Source organism: Pseudonocardia pini, from assembly GCF_013870575.1.
In the GTDB taxonomy this organism is placed as follows: Bacteria; Actinomycetota; Actinomycetes; order Mycobacteriales; family Pseudonocardiaceae; genus Pseudonocardia; species Pseudonocardia pini.
Map to the genome: position 1 here is coordinate 1 of NZ_JACBXB010001162.1, position 1,210 is coordinate 1,210.

The 1,210-nt window shown below is 74.8% G+C and carries 2 protein-coding genes; both read right to left on the reverse strand.

Translation table 11 applies throughout. From position 1 onward, the window contains the following. Window positions 1-19: 19 nt before the first annotated feature. Entirely contained in the window at window positions 20-160 is a 141-nt protein-coding gene (locus H5J29_RS33465; protein WP_181784876.1) for a hypothetical protein, read from the reverse strand. Window positions 161-253: 93 nt separating this feature from the next. Next, window positions 254-952: a Crp/Fnr family transcriptional regulator gene (locus H5J29_RS33470; RefSeq protein WP_181784877.1), complete on the reverse strand. Its 699-nt coding sequence runs from the start codon at window positions 950-952 to the stop codon at window positions 254-256. Window positions 953-1,210: the final 258 nt, after the last annotated feature.

The window sequence follows — 1,210 nt, forward strand, 5'->3', positions numbered from 1 at the left end:
TGCTCGACCGGTCCCTGACCTACCAGGAACCGATGTCGAGCGAGGTCGGCAGCGCCGCGCCGTCGTGGCCCAGCAGGGCGAGCACGTCGTCGTCGAGGTCGAACCCGGTCGGCGCGGTCGAGCCCGCCGGATCGGCGGGCTCGGGTTGGTCGGCGCTCACTCGGGGTCCCTCCGGTCGCCGGACGTCGAAGGACGATGATCGCCGCGATCCGCCCCACTGATGTGGCACCGGTGCCGGAATCGACCGATCGGCCTAGGAGCCGCGCACGCGCTGCGCGAGGCCCGCGGGGTCGAGCACCCGGAGCCGACGGGGCCGGGAGCGGTACCCGGTGTCGACGAGCCCGGCCTCCTGCAACCGGGCCAGCTCCAGGCCGACGATCCGCGGCCGGGCCCCGACCAGGTCAGCGATCCTGGCCTGCGCCAACGGGACGTCGATGACGAGCCCGGGGCCCTGGGTGGCGGGCACGCCGAACTCGTCGACGTGGTCCAGCAGCATCCGCGCGATCCGGGTGCCGATGCGGCCCTGGGCGTAGCGGACCCGGCGGTCCGTGACCGCGCGCATCTTGGCCACGACCGCGGCGGTGACGGCCTGGGCGGCCCGGGGGTCCGCCTGCAGGAACCGGTCCAGGGTGGCGCGCGTGAGCACCCGGCACTGCGCGGGGGTGGCGGCCCGGACCATCGCCGAGCGCGGCCGCCGGTCGAGGTAGCCGAACTCGCCCAGCAGCGATCCGGGCCCGCGGAAGGCGAGGAACACCTCGTCCCCGCCGGGATGGGCCACGCTCACCGCGGCCAGACCCGAGTCGAGCAGCAGCATGGACTCCGACGGCGAGCCCTGGAACAGGATCGTGTCCCCGGTGTCGTAGGACACCGCGTGCCCGAGGCCGCGCAGCGCCTCCCACAGCGGGGGGTCGAGGGCCTTCGGCCTGCTCGTCCCCGCCTCCTGGATCGACACCCGTCACCCCCACGGTCGCCGCGCGGACCGTTCGTCCACGCTCGCAACCTACCGGCCACGGCGGTCCGGCTCGTAGGCTCCCCTACGGCGGAGGATCGGGTGTGGGGGAGAAGAGTGGTCGGACGCCGGGGGGAATCGGGCGACCGGGTGTGCGTCGCCGTCGACCTGGAGGGCTACGGGCGGCGGACCGACGCCGGTCAGGAGCGCGCCCCGATGTGTCTGCCCCACAGCTCCGTGACGATCCGCAGGAACAGGCCG